This is a genomic window from Kaistia sp. MMO-174 (genome assembly GCF_037147815.1).
Lineage (GTDB): Bacteria > Pseudomonadota > Alphaproteobacteria > Rhizobiales > Kaistiaceae > Kaistia > Kaistia nematophila.
Map to the genome: position 1 here is coordinate 110,067 of NZ_JBBCUO010000007.1, position 17,105 is coordinate 127,171.

Annotated in this window: 15 protein-coding genes; 6 read left to right on the forward strand and 9 right to left on the reverse strand. The window is 66.1% G+C overall.

Annotation, left to right across the window (positions count from 1 at the left end; translation table 11 throughout):
* Positions 1–55 precede the first annotated feature (55 nt).
* Positions 56–481 carry a cupin domain-containing protein gene (locus tag WFK98_RS24050; protein WP_266337235.1) on the forward strand — a complete coding sequence of 142 codons (426 nt, stop codon included), beginning with the start codon at positions 56–58 and terminating at the stop codon, positions 479–481.
* Positions 482–548: 67 nt separating this feature from the next.
* Here the strand turns inward: WFK98_RS24050 and WFK98_RS24055 are convergent, their stop codons facing one another.
* From WFK98_RS24055 to WFK98_RS24075, 5 genes are all read right to left on the reverse strand, one after another.
* Positions 549–1,388, reverse strand: coding sequence for an ABC transporter ATP-binding protein (locus WFK98_RS24055; protein WP_336802059.1), 840 nt, complete (start codon positions 1,386–1,388; stop codon positions 549–551).
* A gap of 7 nt (positions 1,389–1,395) precedes the next feature.
* Positions 1,396–2,853, reverse strand: a complete 1,458-nt coding sequence (gene hydA, locus WFK98_RS24060) for a dihydropyrimidinase (protein ID WP_266337233.1) — start codon at positions 2,851–2,853, stop codon at positions 1,396–1,398.
* A 59-nt stretch (positions 2,854–2,912) separates the two neighbouring features.
* Positions 2,913–4,163: a Zn-dependent hydrolase gene (locus WFK98_RS24065; protein WP_336802060.1), complete on the reverse strand. Its 1,251-nt coding sequence runs from the start codon at positions 4,161–4,163 to the stop codon at positions 2,913–2,915.
* Positions 4,164–4,321: 158 nt separating this feature from the next.
* Positions 4,322–5,830, reverse strand: coding sequence for a CoA-acylating methylmalonate-semialdehyde dehydrogenase (locus WFK98_RS24070; protein ID WP_277614109.1), 1,509 nt, complete (start codon positions 5,828–5,830; stop codon positions 4,322–4,324).
* An 18-nt stretch (positions 5,831–5,848) separates the two neighbouring features.
* Positions 5,849–7,171, reverse strand: a complete 1,323-nt coding sequence (locus tag WFK98_RS24075) for an aspartate aminotransferase family protein (RefSeq protein WP_336802061.1) — start codon at positions 7,169–7,171, stop codon at positions 5,849–5,851.
* Positions 7,172–7,293: 122 nt separating this feature from the next.
* Between WFK98_RS24075 and WFK98_RS24080 the strand changes: the two genes are divergently transcribed.
* Positions 7,294–7,857: a cupin domain-containing protein gene (locus WFK98_RS24080; RefSeq protein ID WP_336802062.1), complete on the forward strand. Its 564-nt coding sequence runs from the start codon at positions 7,294–7,296 to the stop codon at positions 7,855–7,857.
* 123 nt (positions 7,858–7,980) lie between these two features.
* Entirely contained in the window at positions 7,981–8,631 is a 651-nt protein-coding gene (locus WFK98_RS24085; RefSeq protein WP_336802063.1) for a TetR family transcriptional regulator C-terminal domain-containing protein, read from the forward strand.
* A gap of 10 nt (positions 8,632–8,641) precedes the next feature.
* Here WFK98_RS24085 and WFK98_RS24090 read toward each other — a convergent pair whose 3' ends face one another.
* Both WFK98_RS24090 and WFK98_RS24095 read right to left on the reverse strand, forming a co-directional pair.
* Positions 8,642–9,295, reverse strand: a complete 654-nt coding sequence (locus WFK98_RS24090) for a hypothetical protein (protein WP_336802064.1) — start codon at positions 9,293–9,295, stop codon at positions 8,642–8,644.
* Positions 9,296–9,355: 60 nt separating this feature from the next.
* A complete protein-coding gene (locus WFK98_RS24095) occupies positions 9,356–9,913 on the reverse strand; it encodes an ester cyclase (protein WP_336802065.1) in 558 nt (185 codons plus the stop codon).
* A 124-nt stretch (positions 9,914–10,037) separates the two neighbouring features.
* On the opposite strand from WFK98_RS24095, the gene WFK98_RS24100 reads away from it, so the two are divergent.
* Both WFK98_RS24100 and glsA read left to right on the forward strand, forming a co-directional pair.
* Positions 10,038–10,931: a LysR family transcriptional regulator gene (locus WFK98_RS24100; protein WP_336802066.1), complete on the forward strand. Its 894-nt coding sequence runs from the start codon at positions 10,038–10,040 to the stop codon at positions 10,929–10,931.
* Between the two features lie 130 nt (positions 10,932–11,061).
* A complete protein-coding gene (gene glsA / locus WFK98_RS24105) occupies positions 11,062–12,930 on the forward strand; it encodes a glutaminase A (RefSeq protein WP_336802067.1) in 1,869 nt (622 codons plus the stop codon).
* On the opposite strand, the gene preA is transcribed toward glsA, so the two are convergent.
* Together preA and WFK98_RS24115 are read right to left on the reverse strand one after the other, a co-directional pair.
* Entirely contained in the window at positions 12,931–14,253 is a 1,323-nt protein-coding gene (gene preA, locus WFK98_RS24110; protein ID WP_336802068.1) for an NAD-dependent dihydropyrimidine dehydrogenase subunit PreA, read from the reverse strand.
* Positions 14,254–14,262: 9 nt separating this feature from the next.
* Complete coding sequence (locus WFK98_RS24115; protein ID WP_336802069.1) at positions 14,263–15,627, reverse strand: NAD(P)-dependent oxidoreductase; 1,365 nt, start codon at positions 15,625–15,627, stop codon at positions 14,263–14,265.
* 459 nt (positions 15,628–16,086) lie between these two features.
* Here WFK98_RS24115 and WFK98_RS24120 point away from each other — a divergent pair, with 459 nt between their 5' ends.
* A complete protein-coding gene (locus tag WFK98_RS24120) occupies positions 16,087–17,076 on the forward strand; it encodes an ABC transporter ATP-binding protein (RefSeq protein WP_266337222.1) in 990 nt (329 codons plus the stop codon).
* Positions 17,077–17,105: the final 29 nt, after the last annotated feature.

The following is a 17,105-nucleotide window of genomic DNA, read 5'->3' on the forward strand; positions in this document are numbered from 1 at the left end:
TCCCCGTGCCATATCTTCCGCACGCGGAAGGCGACGCCAGTGGAGGGGAAACGAAATGAGCGCGACCACCAAAGAGACGAGCAGGCCGACCTGCCGGATCATCCGGCCGAACGAGAGCTACGCCGGCAAGCAGGGCTTCGACTACATCGAGGGGATCACGGCGGAGTCGGTCGGCTCGACCGGCATCTGCATGAACCTCCTGACCATCCCGCCCGGCGGCCGCGCCAGCGCCCACAAGCATGAGCATCACGAGACGGCGATCTACATGATCGCCGGCGAGGCCGACACCTGGTATGGGGAGCGGCTGGAGCACCATGTCGTCGTCAAGGCCGGCGAGATGTTCTACATCCCCGCCGACATGCCGCATCTGCCCGCCAATCGCGGCACAGAACCCTGCGTCGCGATCATCGCCCGCACCGATCCGAACGAGCAGGAAAGCGTCGTCCTGCTGCCGGAGCTCGAAAGCCTGGTGCCGCGCTGACGCAAGGCTAACGGAGGGTTTACACGCAAGAGGCGTGTTAACCCTCGCACGGCGACGGCGGCGCGCGTCAGTCCTCATAGGAGTGTCCCGCCCTCAGGCCGTTGCGGACGCGGGCGGCGACCTCCAGGAATTCCGGCGTCTCGCGGATGTCGAGCGTGCGGTCGCGCGGAAAGCCGCAATCGATCACGTCGGTGACGCGGCCCGGCCGCGGCGACATCACGACGATCTTGGTGGAGAGGAAGACGGCTTCCGGGATCGAATGGGTGACGAAGACGACGGTCTTCTGCGTCTTCGCCCAGAGCTTCAGGAGCTGCTCGTTAAGATGGTCGCGGACGATTTCGTCAAGCGCGCCAAAGGGTTCGTCCATGAGCAGCAGCTCGGGCTCGACCGCAAGCGCGCGAGCGATCGAGGCACGCTGCTGCATGCCGCCGGAAAGCTGCCAAGGATATTTCTTCTCGAAGCCGGCGAGATTGACCAGCGCCAGATTGTCGGCGATCCGCCGCTCGCGCTCGGCCTTGGGCAATCCCATGATCTCGAGCGGCAGCGCGACGTTCCTGGCGATCGTCCGCCAGGGATAAAGCGCTGCAGCCTGAAACACATAGCCATAGGCGCGGGCGAGCCGCGCCTCCTCCGGCGAGACGCCGTTGACGGTGATCGACCCGCCGGTCGGCTGCTCGAGATCGGCGATGACCCGGAGCAGCGTGGTCTTGCCGCAACCCGAAGGACCGATGAAGGAGACGAAATCGCCCCGCTTCACGTCCAGGTCGATGTTGGACAGCGCCTGAACCGGCCCGTCATTCGTCTCGAAGGTGAGCGAAAGCCCACGAATATCGATGACGGATGCGGCGTTCGCGGCGTTTTGCTGACCGTCGGCTCTTTCCTCGAAAGGCTTGAACACGGCGCTCATCCCGCCCTCAAACGCCGATCGGCATATGCTCGGGCGAGCGGTTGACCGCGCGCGGCGCCGTCACTTCCTTCCACTTCGACAGCGCCGCGTTGACGGCCGGGAACGGCTTGCGCCGGATGAACTTGCCGCGGCCGGGCTGCGGCTGCGAGTTCTGGCCATCGGCCCAGACGATCTCGCCGCGCGACAGCGTGTAGCGCGGCAGTCCGTTGACCTGGAATCCCTCGAAGACATTGTAATCGATGATGGATTTCTGGTTGGCGGCGGAAATCGTCTTCGAGAGCTTCGGATCCCAGACGACGAGGTCGGCATCCGATCCGGGCAGGATCGCGCCCTTCTGCGGGTAGATGTTGAGGATCTGCGCGATGTTGGTCGAGGTCGCGGCGACGAACTCGTTCGGCGTCAGCCGGCCGGTCTCGACTCCCTTGGTCCAGAGCACGGAGAGCCGGTCCTCGACACCGCCGGTGCCGTTCGGGATCTTGGCGAAATTGCCGAGGCCGAAGCGCTTCTGCTCGGTGGTGAAGGCGCAGTGGTCGGTGGCGACCACCTGCAGCGAACCGGCCGCGAGACCGGCCCAGAGGCTGTCCTGGTGCAGCTTGTTGCGGAAGGGCGGCGACATCACGCGGCGGGCGGCATAATCCCAGTCGCGGTTGAAATATTCGCTCTCGTCCAGCGTCAGGTGCTGGATCAGCGGCTCGCCATAGACGCGCATGCCCTTCTGCCGGGCCCGGCGGATCGCCTCGTGGCTCTGCTCGCAGGAGACATGGACGATATAGACCGGCACGCCGGCGGCGTCGGCGATCATGATGGCGCGGTTGGTCGCCTCGCCCTCGACTTCCGGCGGCCGCGAGAAGGCGTGGCCCTCCGGCCCGGTCGTGCCCTCGGCGAGATATTTCTGCTGCAGCGCCGCGACGATGTCACCGTTCTCGGCATGGACGAGCGGCAGCGCGCCGAGCGCGGCGCAGCGCTGGAACGACGCGAACATCTCGTCGTCGTTCACCATCAGCGCGCCCTTGTAGGCCATGAAGTGCTTGAAGGTGTTGATGCCGCGGTCGACCACCTTGGCCATGTCGTCGAAGTGCTTCTCCGACCAGCCGGTGACGCACATATGGTAGGAATAGTCGGACGAGGCCTGGCGCGTGGCGCGGCCTTCCCATTCCTCCAGCGCGGCCAGCATGCCGGCCTCGCCGGGAATGACGAAATCGACCACAGTCGTGGTGCCACCGGAAAGGGCGGCGAAAGTGCCACTTTCCCAGGTCTCGGCCGCCGTCGTGCCCATGAAGGGCATTTCCAGATGGGTGTGCGGGTCGATGCCGCCGGGGATGATGTAGGCGCCCGACGCATCGACGACCGTGTCGCCGGCGAGGTCCGGCCCGATCGCCTTGATGGTCTCGCCTTCGATGAGGATGTCAGCCTCGTAGCTGCGGTCCGCCGCTACGATGGTTCCGCCCTTGATTACCGTCGACATGGTGAAATTCCCTCTGGTCTCGTGGCCGGCTTTGCCAGCCCATTGTTTTTAGGTCCGGCTCAGTCGGCGATTTCCGCGGTCTCCAGCACGGCGTGCAGCAGCACGTCGGCTCCGGCCGCCGCCCATTCCGGGCTGATCTCCTCTGCCTCATTATGCGACAATCCGCCGACGCATGGGCACATGATCATCGTCGTCGGCGCCACCTTGGCCGTCCAACAGGCATCATGGCCCGCGCCGGAGATGATATCCATGTGGCTGTAGCCGAGCCGCTCGGCCGCGCCGCGCACGCGGCCGACCAGGGTCGGGTCGAAGGTGACGGGATCGAAATGGCCGACCGCCTCGATCGCACAGCCGACGCCGAGCGCCTCGGCGATCGCGGCGGCTTCCTTCTCGATCCGTGCGCGCATGGCGTTCAGCTTAGCAAGCTCGGGCGTACGGATGTCGATCGTGAAGACGACCTTGCCCGGGAGCACGTTTCGGGAATTGGGGGTGAAGAACACCTGGCCGACGCCGCCGACGGCGCCCGGCTGGTTCTCCATCGCGACCGCCTGCACCATCTCGAAGATGCGCGCCATGGCGAGGCCGGCATTGACGCGGAGATTCATCGGCGTCGAGCCGGTATGCGCCTCGCGGCCGGTCAGCGTCACCTCGAGCCACCAAAGGCCCTGGCAATGCGTGACGACGCCGATCTGCTTCTGCTCGGCCTCGAGGATCGGGCCCTGCTCGATGTGATACTCGAAATAGGCGTGCATCTTGCGGGCGCCGACTTCCTCGTCGCCGACCCAGCCGATCCGCTTCAGTTCATCGCCGAAGGCGAGGCCCTCGGGATCCCTACGGGAATAGGCGTAGTCGATCGGAATGGCGCCGGCGAAGACGCCGGAAGCGAGCATGGCCGGGGCGAAGCGGGCGCCCTCTTCATTGGTCCAGTTGGTGACGACGACCGGATGCTTCGTCTTGATGCCGAGGTCGTTCAGGCTTCGGATCACCTCGAGACCCGCCAGCACGCCGAGAACGCCGTCATACTTGCCGCCGGTCGGCTGGGTATCGAGATGGCTGCCGATATAGACGGGCAGCGCCTCCGGGTCGGTGCCCGGCCGCGTCGCGAACATGGTGCCCATCTTGTCGACGCCGAGCGTCATGCCCGCCGCCTCGCACCATGCCTGGAACAGCTTGCGTCCCTCGGCGTCGGCATCGGTCAGCGTCTGGCGGTTGTTGCCGCCCGCGATGCCCGGCCCGACCTTGGCCATCTCCATCAAGCTGTCCCAGAGGCGTTCGCCATTGATGCGGAGATTATCGGTCGGGGCCGTCATGCATGTCGTCTTTCGTCGTTAGGGCTCCCGGCCGTTTCTTCCGGCCGGGGCGGGAGAAAACTCGCAGTCATCCGCGGCGCAGAGGCGCGACGCGGCCGAAAGCATCGCCGCCGAAGCGGCGATGCGAACTCGTGAGAACCGTCCCGACGACACCTTAGTCACATCGTCGGGAAGTTGAAGACCGCGCCGGACTTGATCCCGTCCGGCCAGCGGGTCGTCACCGTCTTCAGGCGCGTATAGAAATGCACGCCCTCCGGTCCGTAGATGGCGTGATCGCCAAAGATCGACCGCTTCCAGCCGCCGAACGAATGATAGGCGACCGGAACCGGAATCGGCACGTTGACGCCCACCATGCCCGCCTCGACCTTGTCGGCGAAGGAGCGCGCGGCGTCGCCGTCGCGGGTGAAGATCGCGGTGCCGTTGCCATATTCGTGGGCATTGATGAGTTCGAGGGCATCGGCATAGGAGTTGGCGCGGAGCACGGAGAGCACGGGACCGAAGATCTCCTCGCGGTAGATCGTCATATCCTTGTCCACATGATCAAAAAGCGTGCCACCGACGAAGTAGCCGTTTTCGTAGCCCTGCAGCTTGAAGCCGCGGCCGTCGACCACGAGCCTGGCTCCCTCGGCGACGCCCTTGTCGATATAACCGAGTACCTTCTCCATGTGCTGCTTGGTGACCAGCGGCCCCATCTCGGCGTCGCGATCCGTCGCCGGGCCGATCTTCAGCGCGCGGACGCGCGGCGCCAGCGTTTCGATCAGCGCGTCGGCCGTCTTCTGGCCGACAGGCACCGCCACCGAGACCGCCATGCAGCGCTCGCCGGCCGAACCGTAGCCCGCCCCCATCAGCGCATCGGCGACCTTGTCCATATCGGCATCCGGCATCACCACCAGATGGTTCTTGGCGCCGCCGAGCGCCTGAACCCGCTTTCCGGCCGCCGTTCCCGTCGCATAGACATATTGCGCGATCGGCGTCGAACCGACGAAGGAAACCGCCTTGATGTCGGGATGATGCAGGATCGCGTCGACGACCTCCTTGTCGCCATGCACGACATTCAGCACGCCCGGCGGCAGGCCGGCCTCGTGCAGCAACTCGGCCGTCAGCATCGCCGCGCCGGGATCACGCTCCGACGGCTTCAGGATGAAGGTGTTGCCGCAGGCGATCGCCACCGGATACATCCAGAGCGGCACCATGCAGGGGAAGTTGAACGGCGTGATGCCGGCGACGACGCCGAGCGCCTGGCGGTCGGAATAGGTGTCGATCGCCGGGCCGACATTCTTCGAATATTCGCCCTTCAGCAGATGCGGGATTCCGCAGGCGAACTCGACGACCTCGAGGCCGCGCTGCACTTCGCCGAGCGCGTCGTCATGGGTCTTGCCGTGCTCGGCCGAGATGGCGCGGGCGATGCGGTCGGCGTTCTGTTCAAGCAGGTCCTTGAACTTGAACATCACGCGTGCGCGCTTCATCGGCGGCGTATCGGCCCAAGCCGGGAACGCCGCCTTGGCCGAGGCGACGGCGGCATCGAGCTCGGCCGAGGTCGAGAGCGGCAACGTCGCCACCGGCTCGCCGGTGGCGGGGTTGTAGACCGGCTGGCTGCGCGTCGACGCCGAAAGCGACGGCTTGCCGTCAACCAGATTGGGGATGGTGTTCAGACTGATCGCGTCCATGGTTTCCTCCCGCGCTTCTCAGTCGATTTCCTTCAGCACGCCCGAAAGCGTGTCGAAGATTTCGTCGATCTGGCTCTTCTCGATGACCAGCGGCGGCGACAGCGCGATGATGTCGCCGGTCGTGCGGATCAATAGATTGCGCTCATAGGCCTTCAGGAAAGCCTGGAAGGCGCGTTTCGTCGGGGCGCCAGGGATCGATTCCAGCTCGATCGCGCCGATCAGGCCGAGATTGCGGATGTCGATGACATGCGGCAGGCCCTTCAGGCTGTGCAGCGCGTCTTCCCAATATTGGGCAATCTCGGAAACACGCGTCAGCAGGCCTTCCTCGGCATAGACGTCGAGGGTGGCGAGCGAGGCGGCGCAGGCAACCGGATGGGCCGAATAGGTGTAGCCGTGGAACAGCTCGATCGTGTTCTCCGGCGCATCCATGAACGCGTCGTAGATCTTGGACGAGCAGAACACGGCGCCCATCGGCACGACGCCGCTGGTCAGGCCCTTGGCGGTGGTGACGAGATCGGGGATGACGTCGAAATAATCGACGGCGAACGGCGTGCCGAGACGGCCGAAGCCGGTGATGACCTCGTCGAAGATCAGCAGGATGTCATGCTTGTCGCAGATCTCGCGCAGGCGCTTCAGATAGCCCTTCGGCGGCACCAGCACGCCGGTCGAGCAGGCGACCGGCTCGACGATCAGGGCGGCGATATTGGAGGCGTCATGCAGCGCGATGACCTTTTCCAGGTCGTCGGCGAATTCGGCGCCGAACTCCGGCTGGCCGCGCGAGAAGGCGTTGCGGGCGGGGTCATGCGTATGGCGGATGTGGTCGACGCCGGTCAGCATGGTGCCGAAGGTCTTGCGGTTGCCGGAGATGCCGCCGACCGAGATGCCGCCGAAGCCGACGCCGTGATAGCCGCGCTCACGCCCGAGCAGGCGGTACTTGGTGCCGTTGCCCTTGGCGCGGTGATAGGCGAGCGCGATCTTCAGCGCCGTATCGACCGATTCCGAGCCCGAATTCGTGAAGAAGACGTGGTCGAGCGGCTTCGGCATCATCGCCGCGAGACGCGCGGCCAGTTCGAACGCCTTCGGATGGCCCATCTGGAAGGCCGGCGCATAGTCGAGCTCGGCAACCTGCTTCGACACCGCCTCGACGATCTTGGTCCGGCCGTGGCCGGCATTGACGCACCAGAGGCCGGCCGTGCCGTCGAGGATCTGGCGACCGTCCGCCGAGGTGTAGTGCATGTCCCTGGCGCCGACCAGCATGCGCGGGTTCTGCTTGAACTGGCGGTTCGCCGTGAACGGCATCCAGAAGGCTTCGAGGTTGTTCGAATACTGCGCGCTTGTCATTTTTTCGGGGGTCCTCATGCGGCCGTCTTCCTGGCGGGGCCGGTCATTTTTATGAACGTAGCCGCAGGGTCTAGGCCGGTCAATTCGTTGCAACCGTTAATACTGTTCTTTATATTGAACACATGAACGCCTCGAATTTCGATATCGATGTCGGCGCGCGACTGCGCGAACTGCGGATCCGCCACGGCCTGTCGCAGCGCGCGCTCGCCAAGCGCGCGGGCGTGTCGAACGCGACCGTGTCGATGGTCGAGGCGAACCGGATCAGCCCCTCCGTCTCGGGACTGCGGCAGATCCTGGCCGGCATCCCGCTCAGCCTTTCCGAGTTCTTCGCCGAGGCGAAGCCGGCGGTGGAGCCGGTGGTGTTCCGCGCCTCGGAACTCAAGGAGATCGCCGGCGGCAAGATCTCGTTCCGCCAGGTCGGCGGCAATCTCGAGGGACGCTCGCTGCAGATGCTGCATGAGCGCTACAAGCCGGGCGCGGTCTCCGGCAAGGCGATGCTGTCGCACCAGGGCGAGGAAGCGGGCCTGATTATCCGCGGCCGCATGCTGCTGGAAGTCGACGGCCGGCGCTACGAGCTCAACCCCGGCGACGCCTACTTCTTCGACAGCCGCAAGCCGCACGCCTTCAAGAATATCGGCGAGGACGACCTGGAACTCGTCTCCGCCTGCACGCCGCCAAGCTTCTGAGCCGCCGACGCGCGGCGAAGCCATTGAAATCGAGCCGGAATCGACCGAAAGTCCCACTCGAATGGCAGAGGGACCGGATGACAGGCGCGCCATGGGGAACGAACGGGAGACTCGACCACCGTCATGACACCTGCGAACACCGCGCGCGCCAGCCAGACCAAGAAGCGGACGCGCATCCAGGAAGAGAACGAGGAGCGCATTCTCGACGCGGCTCTGGAGATCTTCTCGACCTACGGCCTGCGCGGCGCCACCGTCGACCAGATCGCCGAGCTCGCCGGCATGACCAAGCCGAACCTGCTCTACTATTTCCGCCGCAAGGACGACATCTACCTCGCCATCCTGAGCCGCACGCTGGAACTATGGCTGCAGCCGCTGGAGACGCTGGGCGAAGGCGACGACCCGATCACCGAGATCCGCGCCTATATCGACCGCAAGCTGGAGATCTCGCGCGACAATCCCAAGGCCTCGCGGCTCTACGCGATCGAGGTGCTGCAGGGCGCGCCCGTCATCGGCACGCTGCTGAACAACCGCCTGAAGACTCTGGTCGACAGCAAGGCGGCTGTGATCCGGCGCTGGGTCGACGAGGGACGCCTCGCCCCGATCGACCCCTATCACCTGATCTTCATGATCTGGGCGACGACGCAGCACTATGCCGATTTCGAGGTCCAGGTGCGGGCGATGCTGGGCGACGCCGCCGACGACAACCGCCATTTCGACACGGCGACGCGAACGCTGGAGGATATCTTCCTGAGCGGCCTGCTGCCGAAAGCCTGAGGCGGCAACCTCAGGCGGCCGCCCCGCGCGCCAGGAAGGCGACCGCCGCGTCGACCTGCTCGCGCGCGATGCTGTGGCCGAGCCCACCGAGAGGAAGAAAGGCCGTATCGAATCCGGCCGCCTGGAACCGCGCCGCGGCGTCCCTGCCCTCGGCGATCGGGATCACCCGGTCGTCGGCGCCATGGCTCAGCAGCAGGCGCGGCGATTGCGCCGTCGCGGCGCCGACCGGCCCGCCAAAACGTCCGGCAAGCGCGATGCCGTGACCGAAGGCTTGGCCGGCCGCCGCCATCGCCAGTGTCAGGATGGCGCCCTGGCTGAAGCCGAGCAGCGCCAGGTCGGCCGGCGCTATTCCCTCGGCAGCGGCGAGCGCCGCGAGGCGCGGCGTCAACGACGACAGGGCCTCGGCGACGCGCGGCCCGCGATTGGCCTCGGTAACACCAACGATCGAGAACCACTGGCGGCCGGGTCCGCCACCGCTGAACGGGTCCGGCCCGCCCAGGAGGATGCAGGCGCGGCTTTCGTCGGTCGCGCAGAGCATCTGCGCGACCGGGAGCAGATCGTCCGCCATCGCGCCGACCCCGTGCAGCAGCACGACGAGATGGCGTGGCGCCGCGGCGCCGATCCGGAGCGCTAGCGGATCGAGGGGATGACGCGTGACGGACATGTTCTGGTCTCCAGCGGGACGGGCCGATTGTCGGAATGGAATTCAGCGGACCGGCCGGCGCTACTTCGCGAGACCGAGCTGCGTCATGTAGGTCTGGTTGTCCCAGAACAGGTACTCTTCGTCCATCGTGCCGTTCTTCCAGTGGCTGACGGTCGCCATCGGCAGCTTGAAGCTCTTTCCGGTCGGCGCGATCTCGCCATTGGGCGTCGGCATCGGCCTGGTGAAGGTGCCCTCCATGATGCCTGTGACGGCCGTCCATTCGCCGTCCCCAACCCGCACGGGATGCTCCTTGATGCGGGTGTCGGGAGCATAGACGAACATCGCCTTGAGATCGGCGATGTGCCGGTCGATTCCCTTGGTGGTGTGACCGTCCGGCCAATGGACCAGCACGTCGGCGCTATGGCTGTCCTTGAGCCGGTCCCATTCCTGGTTCGAGAACACGTCGAAATCGAGCGTGTCGAACGTCGCCAGATGGGCCTTGGCGATCTTCTCTGCCGTGCGGTAGCGCGCGAGCGCCTCGGCATCATCCGAAGCCGCAATGGCGGGAGCGGCGGCGCCGAGGGCGAGGCCGAGGCCAAGCACGAGGGCAGCCATGCGGCGGTTGGTCGTGAGGGGCATCATCGATCTCCTGTTGGGCGGCGGCCGTACTGGCCAGGCCACGGCAGGAGGTTGCACCCGGACGGACCTCTGCGATATTGCCAAATGAAGCAGATCGATCCTGCAAAAACGTTGAGGCATCCGCATGGACTGGGAAGACCTGAAGACCTTTCTCGCCATAGCGAGGGAAGGCAATCTCTCCGCCGGCGCTCGCGCGCTCGGGGTCAGCCAGACCACGATGGGCCGACGGCTCGAGGCCTTGCATGAGCGGATCGGCGCCAAGCTGCTGCAGCGCACGCCGGCCGGCTTCGTGCTGACATCCGCCGGCGAGGCCATCCTCCCGACCGTCGAACGCATGGAGGCCGAGGCGCTGGCGATCGAGCGGACGATCGGCGGCGAGGACATCCGCCTCGAGGGACTGGTGCGCATCACGACGGTCGAGGCCTTCGGCTCGGAGATGATCGCGCCGGCGCTCGCGCAGTTGCAGGAGCGCTTTCCCGGCATCGCGGTCGAACTGATCACCGACAACCGGGCGCTGAGCCTGGCGCGGCGCGAAGCGGACATCGCCATCCGCCTGGCGACGTTCGAACAACACCGGGCCGTGGTGCAGCGGGTCGCCGACATGGCTTTCGGGCTCTATGCCTCGACTCGCTATCTGGCGGAGCGGGCGATGCCCGACTGGGCCGACGGCGCGGCGGGGCACCGGCTGATCACGTTGCAGGACGACCTCGCGAACGTGCCGGAGGCGCTCTGGCTGCGCGCGACGGCGAATGCCGCGACGCCGGGGCTGCTGGCCGACAGCCGCTATGTCCAGTTGCAGGCCTGCTGCGCCGGATTGGGCCTCGCCTGCCTGCCGCGCTATCTTGCCGACCGCCACGCCAATCTGAAGCGGCTGCGTCCCCCGACGCCGCCGCCGGCGCGGGGGATCTGGCTTGGCGTGCACGAGGACCTGCGCCGCACCCCGCGCATCCGCGCGACGCTGGATGTCCTGGTCGCCGCGATCCGGGCCGGAAGCAAAAGCTTGTCGCCCGCGGACTGAGACTCTCCGTCTGGTTTCCATCAGCCTCGTCCGGGCCGAGGCGCCTGCCAAAGTGTCCGCCAATTCGCCCCCAAGTACTGGCGCACGAATTGCATGATCCAGCGGCGACATTATCGCGGGGAGAGTGCTGATGCTTCGTACGTTTGTGTCCGGTGAAGGCGAAATACCCTCCAGCGGCCTCGTATCCGACTATCTCGCCGAACTTCATTTCCGCATCAGCCATCTCTCCGGCGGCGCCGTGGCGTCCTACATACCGGAACTTGCCAAGGCCGATCCGAAACTCTGCGGCATCGCCATCGCGACGATTGACGGCAAGACCTATTCGGCTGGCGATGCGGATGTCGAGTTCACGATCCAGTCGGTGTCGAAGCCGTTCGTCTATGGTTATGCGCTGGAGCGGCATGGCCGCGAGGCCATCCTGCAACGCGTCGGCGTCGAGCCGACCGGCGAAGCCTTCAACTCGATCGTGCTGGACGAGGTCCATAACCGCCCCTTCAACCCGATGGTCAATGCCGGGGCGATCGCCATTGCCGAGACGATCAAGGGCGCCACCCCGACGGAGCGCGCGCAGAATATGCTGACCCTGTTCTCGCGCCTCGCCGGCAGGCGGCTGTCGATCGACGAACAGGTCTACCGCTCCGAGCTGGAGACGGGGCACCGCAACCGGGCCATCGCCTATATGATGCTGAACTCGGGCATGATCCGCCGCGCGCCGGAGGACATACTCGACGTCTATTTCCGCCAGTGCGCCGTGCGCGTCACCGCCCGCGACCTCGCGGTGATGGCGGCGACGCTGGCGAATGACGGCGTCAACCCGCTGAGCGGCGAGCGCGTGATCGCGACCGAATATGTCTCGGATATCCTGACCGTGATGAACACGTGCGGTATGTACAACTATGCCGGCCAATGGTCCTACGACGTCGGCATCCCGGCCAAGAGCGGCGTCGCCGGTTCGATCCTCGCCGTCATTCCGGGCCAGCTCGGCATCGCCGTGTTCTCGCCGCCGATCGACCAGCACGGCAACAGCGTGCGCGGCGTCGCCGCCTGCAAGGAAATCGCCCAGGATTTCCGCCTCAACATCTTCCGCAGCCATGTCTCGACCAGCACGGTGATCCGGCGCGAACTCTATGGCGACATCATCCATTCGAAGCGCGCCCGCAACCCGCTGGAGCGGCGGCTGCTCAGCGAGACCGGGCGCCGGATCTGCATCATCGAGGTGCAGGGCCCCCTGTTCTTCGGCTCGGCCGAGCGGCTGATCCGCCGGATCGGCGACGTCCAGTCGACGACCAGCCACGTGATCCTCGATTTCCGCCGCGTGCCGAGCGCCGACGAGGCGGCGTCGCAATTGCTGGCGCGGCTGGCGGGCGCGTTCAACGAAACCGGCCGCAAGCTGCTGATTTCCCACCTCGCCCACCAGCCCGCGCTGGCCACGCTGCACGAGGCGATGGAGCAGGCGCTGCCCGAACAGATCTTCGAGCATCGCGACGCGGCGCTCGAATGGTGCGAGAACGCCGTCATCGCCGAGGCGGGAATCCAGTTCGACGCCACCCGCTTCTCGCTCTCGGAGCTGCACATCTTCAAATCGCTGGCGCGCGACGACCTCAGGCTGCTGGAGGCGCTGGCGCGGCCGATGATCTTCGAGGCCGGCGACCGCATCATCCGCACCGGCGACCCGGCACGGCTCTTCTTCGTCATCGCGCGCGGCACGGTCACGGTCGAACTGGCCGACGCCGTGCAGGCGACGCACCAGAACCTCCGCATCGCCTCGATGGGCCCGGGCCTGTCCTTCGGTGAAATGGCGCTGCTCGACGGCGGCACCCGCTCGGCCGATGTCGTCGCGAACGAGCGGGTGGTCTGCTACGGCTTTTCCGTCGACGCGATCCATGAGCTGGGCCGCACCCACCCGCATGTACTCACGACGATCTACGCCAATATGATGCGCGACTTCTCGGAACGCCTCCGGCGCGCGAATGACGAGATCCGCGCGCTGGAGCAGTGATCATTCCGCCGGCTCGGCCGGCACGAAAGCCTTCGCCATCGGGTTGTTCTTGTGCGTCGTCCAGTTGGCGTATTCACCGGTGATCGGGAAGCCGGTACGCGGATCGACGCCCGAAAGCATCGGTTCCATCGTGATGCAGTTCTCGACCGGGCAGACATTGACGCAGAGATTGCAGCCGACGCATTCGGCGTCGATCACCTCGAAATGCCGGGCGCCGTCGACCATCGACGTAATCGCCTGGTGCGAAGTGTCCTCGCAGGCGATGTGGCAGCGGCCGCACTTGATGCAGGCGTCCTGGTCGATCTTCGCCTTCGCCACGTAATTCAGGTTCAGATACTGCCAGTCGGTGACATTGCCGACCGCCCGGCCGACGATGTCGTCGATCGAGGTGAAGCCGTGCTTGTCCATGTAGCTCGACAGGCCCGAGATCATCTCCTGCACGATGCGGAAGCCATAGGTCATGGCGGCGGTGCAGACCTGGACGTTGCCGGCGCCGAGCGTCATGAACTCGACCGCGTCGCGCCAGGTGGTGATGCCGCCGATGCCGGAGATCGGCAGGCCGCGCGTCTGCGCGTCTCGGGCGATCTCGGCCGTCATGTTGAGCGCGATCGGCTTCACCGCCGGGCCGCAATAGCCGCCATGGCTGCCCTTGCCGTCGACTGTCGGGATCGGCGCGAAATTGTCGATGTCGACGCCGATGATCGAGTTGATGGTGTTGATCAGCGACACCGCGTCGGCGCCGCCCCGATGCGCGGCGCGGGCCGGCTGGCGGATGTCGGTGATGTTGGGCGTCAGCTTGACGATCACCGGCATGCGCGTGTGCTGCTTGCACCAGCGCGTCACCATCTCGATGTATTCCGGCACCTGGCCGACGGCGGCGCCCATGCCGCGTTCGCTCATGCCATGCGGGCAGCCGAAATTGAGCTCGACGCCGTCCGCCTCGGTTTCCTCGACCTTGGCGAGGATGTCCTTCCAGTAGTGCTCCTCGCAGGGAACCATCAGCGAGACGACCAGCGCCCGGTCCGGCCAGTCGCGCTTGACCTCCTTGATCTCGCGCAGGTTCACCTCGAGCGGCCGGTCGGTGATCAGCTCGATATTGTTGAGGCCGATCAGGCGGCGATCATTCGAATGGATCGCGCCATAGCGCGGGCCGGAGACATTGACGACCGGCGGATCGGTGCCGAGCGTCTTCCAGACGACGCCGCCCCAGCCATCCTTGAAGGCGCGGACGACGTTGTAGGCCTTGTCGGTCGGCGGCGCGGAGGCCAGCCAGAACGGATTGGGCGACTTGATGCCGACGAAACTGGACGCGAGATTGGCCATGGGTTCCTCCTAGGCCGCGACGGACGGGGTCGAGAGCGCGAGATGAATGGATTCGGCGGCGATCCGGCCGTCGGCGACGGCGGCGACCGTCAGATCCTCTCCGGTTGCGGCGCAATCACCGCCAGCCCAGACGCCGGGAAGCGTCGTGCGCCTTTCCTCGTCGACACGGATCTTGCCACCATCGAGCGCGATCGTCTCGGCCGATCCGTTCAAAGCTGCGGGAACGAGGGTCTGGCCGATGGCCTTGAACACCGTGTCGGCGGCGAGCGTGAAGGTGGCGCCCGTGCCTACCAGCCTGCCGCCCTCGTCGCGCGTTTCCTCGAACTCGATCGCCGCGAGCCGGCCCGCCTCGGTGAGGAGGCGCTTCGGCCTGGCGTTGTGGCGGATGACGACGCCATCCGTCTGGGCGAGGTCCTGCTCATATTCCGAAGCGCCCATCTTCTCCTGGCCGCGCCGGTAGACGACGGTGACTTCCCTTGCGCCGAGGCGCTTCGACTGCACGGCGACGTCGATCGCCGTCATGCCGCCGCCGACCACGACGACACGGGCGCCGACCGGCAGGGTCGAGAGGTCCGAGGCCTGGCGCAGTTCGGCGATATAGTCGACCGCGTCGGCGACGCCGGCGAGATCCTCGCCGTCGAGGCCGAGCGCGTTGACGCCGGCAAGCCCCATGCCGAGGAAGACGGCATCGAAGCTGCCGCGCAACTCGGCCAGGCTGACGTCACGGCCGATCGCCTTGCCGTGCTCGACGGCGATGCCGCCGATCGACAGCACGAAGTCGACTTCCTTCTGCGCGAAGTCGTCGGGAGCCTTGTAGGCGGCGATGCCGTATTCGTTGAGGCCGCCGGCCTTCGGCCGCGCGTCGTAGATGACGACGTCATGGCCATGCATGGCGAGGCGATGGGCGGCGGCAAGCCCGGCGGGACCGGCGCCGACCACGGCGACGCGCTTGCCGGTCGAGGGAGCGCGCGCAAAAGGCTGCTCGCCGCGCTCTTCCATCAGGACATCGGTCGCATAACGCTGCAGCAGGCCGATCTTGACCGGCTTGCCCTCCGCTTCCTCGCGGACGCAGGCCTCTTCGCACAGCGTCTCGGTCGGGCAGACGCGGGCGCACATGCCGCCAAGGATATTCTGCGACAGGATCGTCTCGGCCGAGCCTTCGGGATTGTCGGTCAGGATCTGGCGGATGAAGAGCGGAATGTCGATCGAGGTCGGACACGCCTTCACGCAGGGCGCGTCGTAGCAGAAATAGCAGCGATCCGCCTCGACGACGGCCTGGTGATGGTCGAGCGGCGGGTGGATGTCGAGAAAGTTGGCGGCATATTCGTCGGGCGACAGACGGCCCGATGCGATGTCCGGCAGATGCGACGGCATACGCTGATCCCTCCCTACCGGCCACATGGCCCCGGGTTCCCATGGTACGGCAGGCGTCCGCCCGCCGGTCGACGCTGTCCCGCGGCCCACCCCTCGTTTTTCTGGTTGTCGGGGCTGCGGTTCAAAAGCTTGATCATCTGGACAAATTCTCGAAAGCTCGTCAAGGCTTGATTTGAGCCATTCCAATCTGCCGGATGCACAAGTTCGCGCCAGCATCGTGAAGCCCAGCGAAACCGCGGTGCCGCCCTCGGAGTCGATTGACGCCATACGAGGCATTCGCCTCCGCGCCAGCAGATCCTCACCTTCGATATGATCAATTATTAGGCAAGCACGTTGTTTGCGCAGCGGAAACGGCTTGCCGCAGCGTCGCCGGCATCGCTTGCCAACGTGGGACTCCGCAGATTTCCGCCTCTGGCACGCGAATTGCCACTCTCTCCGCAGGTTCAACCGGAGACGACGATGGCACGACCCGCAGATCTTGAACTGGCATCCGTGACCAAGAGCTATGGCGGCACGGTTGCCGTGGACGCGATCAATCTCAAGATCAAGGCTGGCACCTATTGCTGCCTGCTCGGCCCGTCCGGCTGCGGCAAATCCTCGACGCTCCGGATGATTGCCGGCCACGAGGCCGTCTCCGACGGCGACATCGCGCTCGGCAACGAGATCGTCAACAAGCTGCCGCCGGCCAAGCGCGGCACGGCGATGATGTTCCAGTCCTATGCGCTGTTCCCGCATCTCTCGGTGCGCGACAACGTCGCCTTCTCGCTGAAGATGAAGGGCGTCGGCAAGGTCGAGCGCTCGATCAAGGCGACGGAGGCGCTGAAGCTGGTCGACATGGAGCGCTATGCCGAGCGCCTGCCGAGCCAGCTCTCCGGCGGCCAGCAGCAGCGCGTCGCCCTCGCTCGCGCCCTCGTCACCGACCCGCAGATCCTGCTGCTCGACGAACCGCTCTCGGCCCTCGATCCCTTCCTCAAGATCAAGGTGCGCGCCGAGCTGAAGCGCTTCCAGCGCGAGCTCGGCATCTCGTTCATCCATGTGACGCACAGCCAGGAAGAGGCGATGGCCCTCGCCGACCTGATCGTCATCATGAACAACGGCAAGATCGAGCAGGCCGGCACGCCGCGCGAGATCTTCAACGCGCCGGCGACCGAGTTCGTCGCCCGCTTCATCGGCGGCCACAACGTCATGCCGATCGACGGCCGCATGGTGAGCGTGCGGGCCGACCGCCTCACCGTCACGGCCGAGGGCGGCGAGGGCGTCGCCGCCTCGGTGCGCGAGGTCGAATACCAGGGCACCGCCGTCTACGTCAGCCTCGCCACCGAGGCCGGGCTGGAAATGACCGCCATCGTGCCCGAGCGCGCCTTCTACCAACGTCCCTTCGAGACCGGCGACACCGTCACGGTGCACTGGGATCCGAACGACATCCACGAGCTCTCCGCCGCCAGTTGAACGCGGCATTCGACAACAAGCCAGAGGAG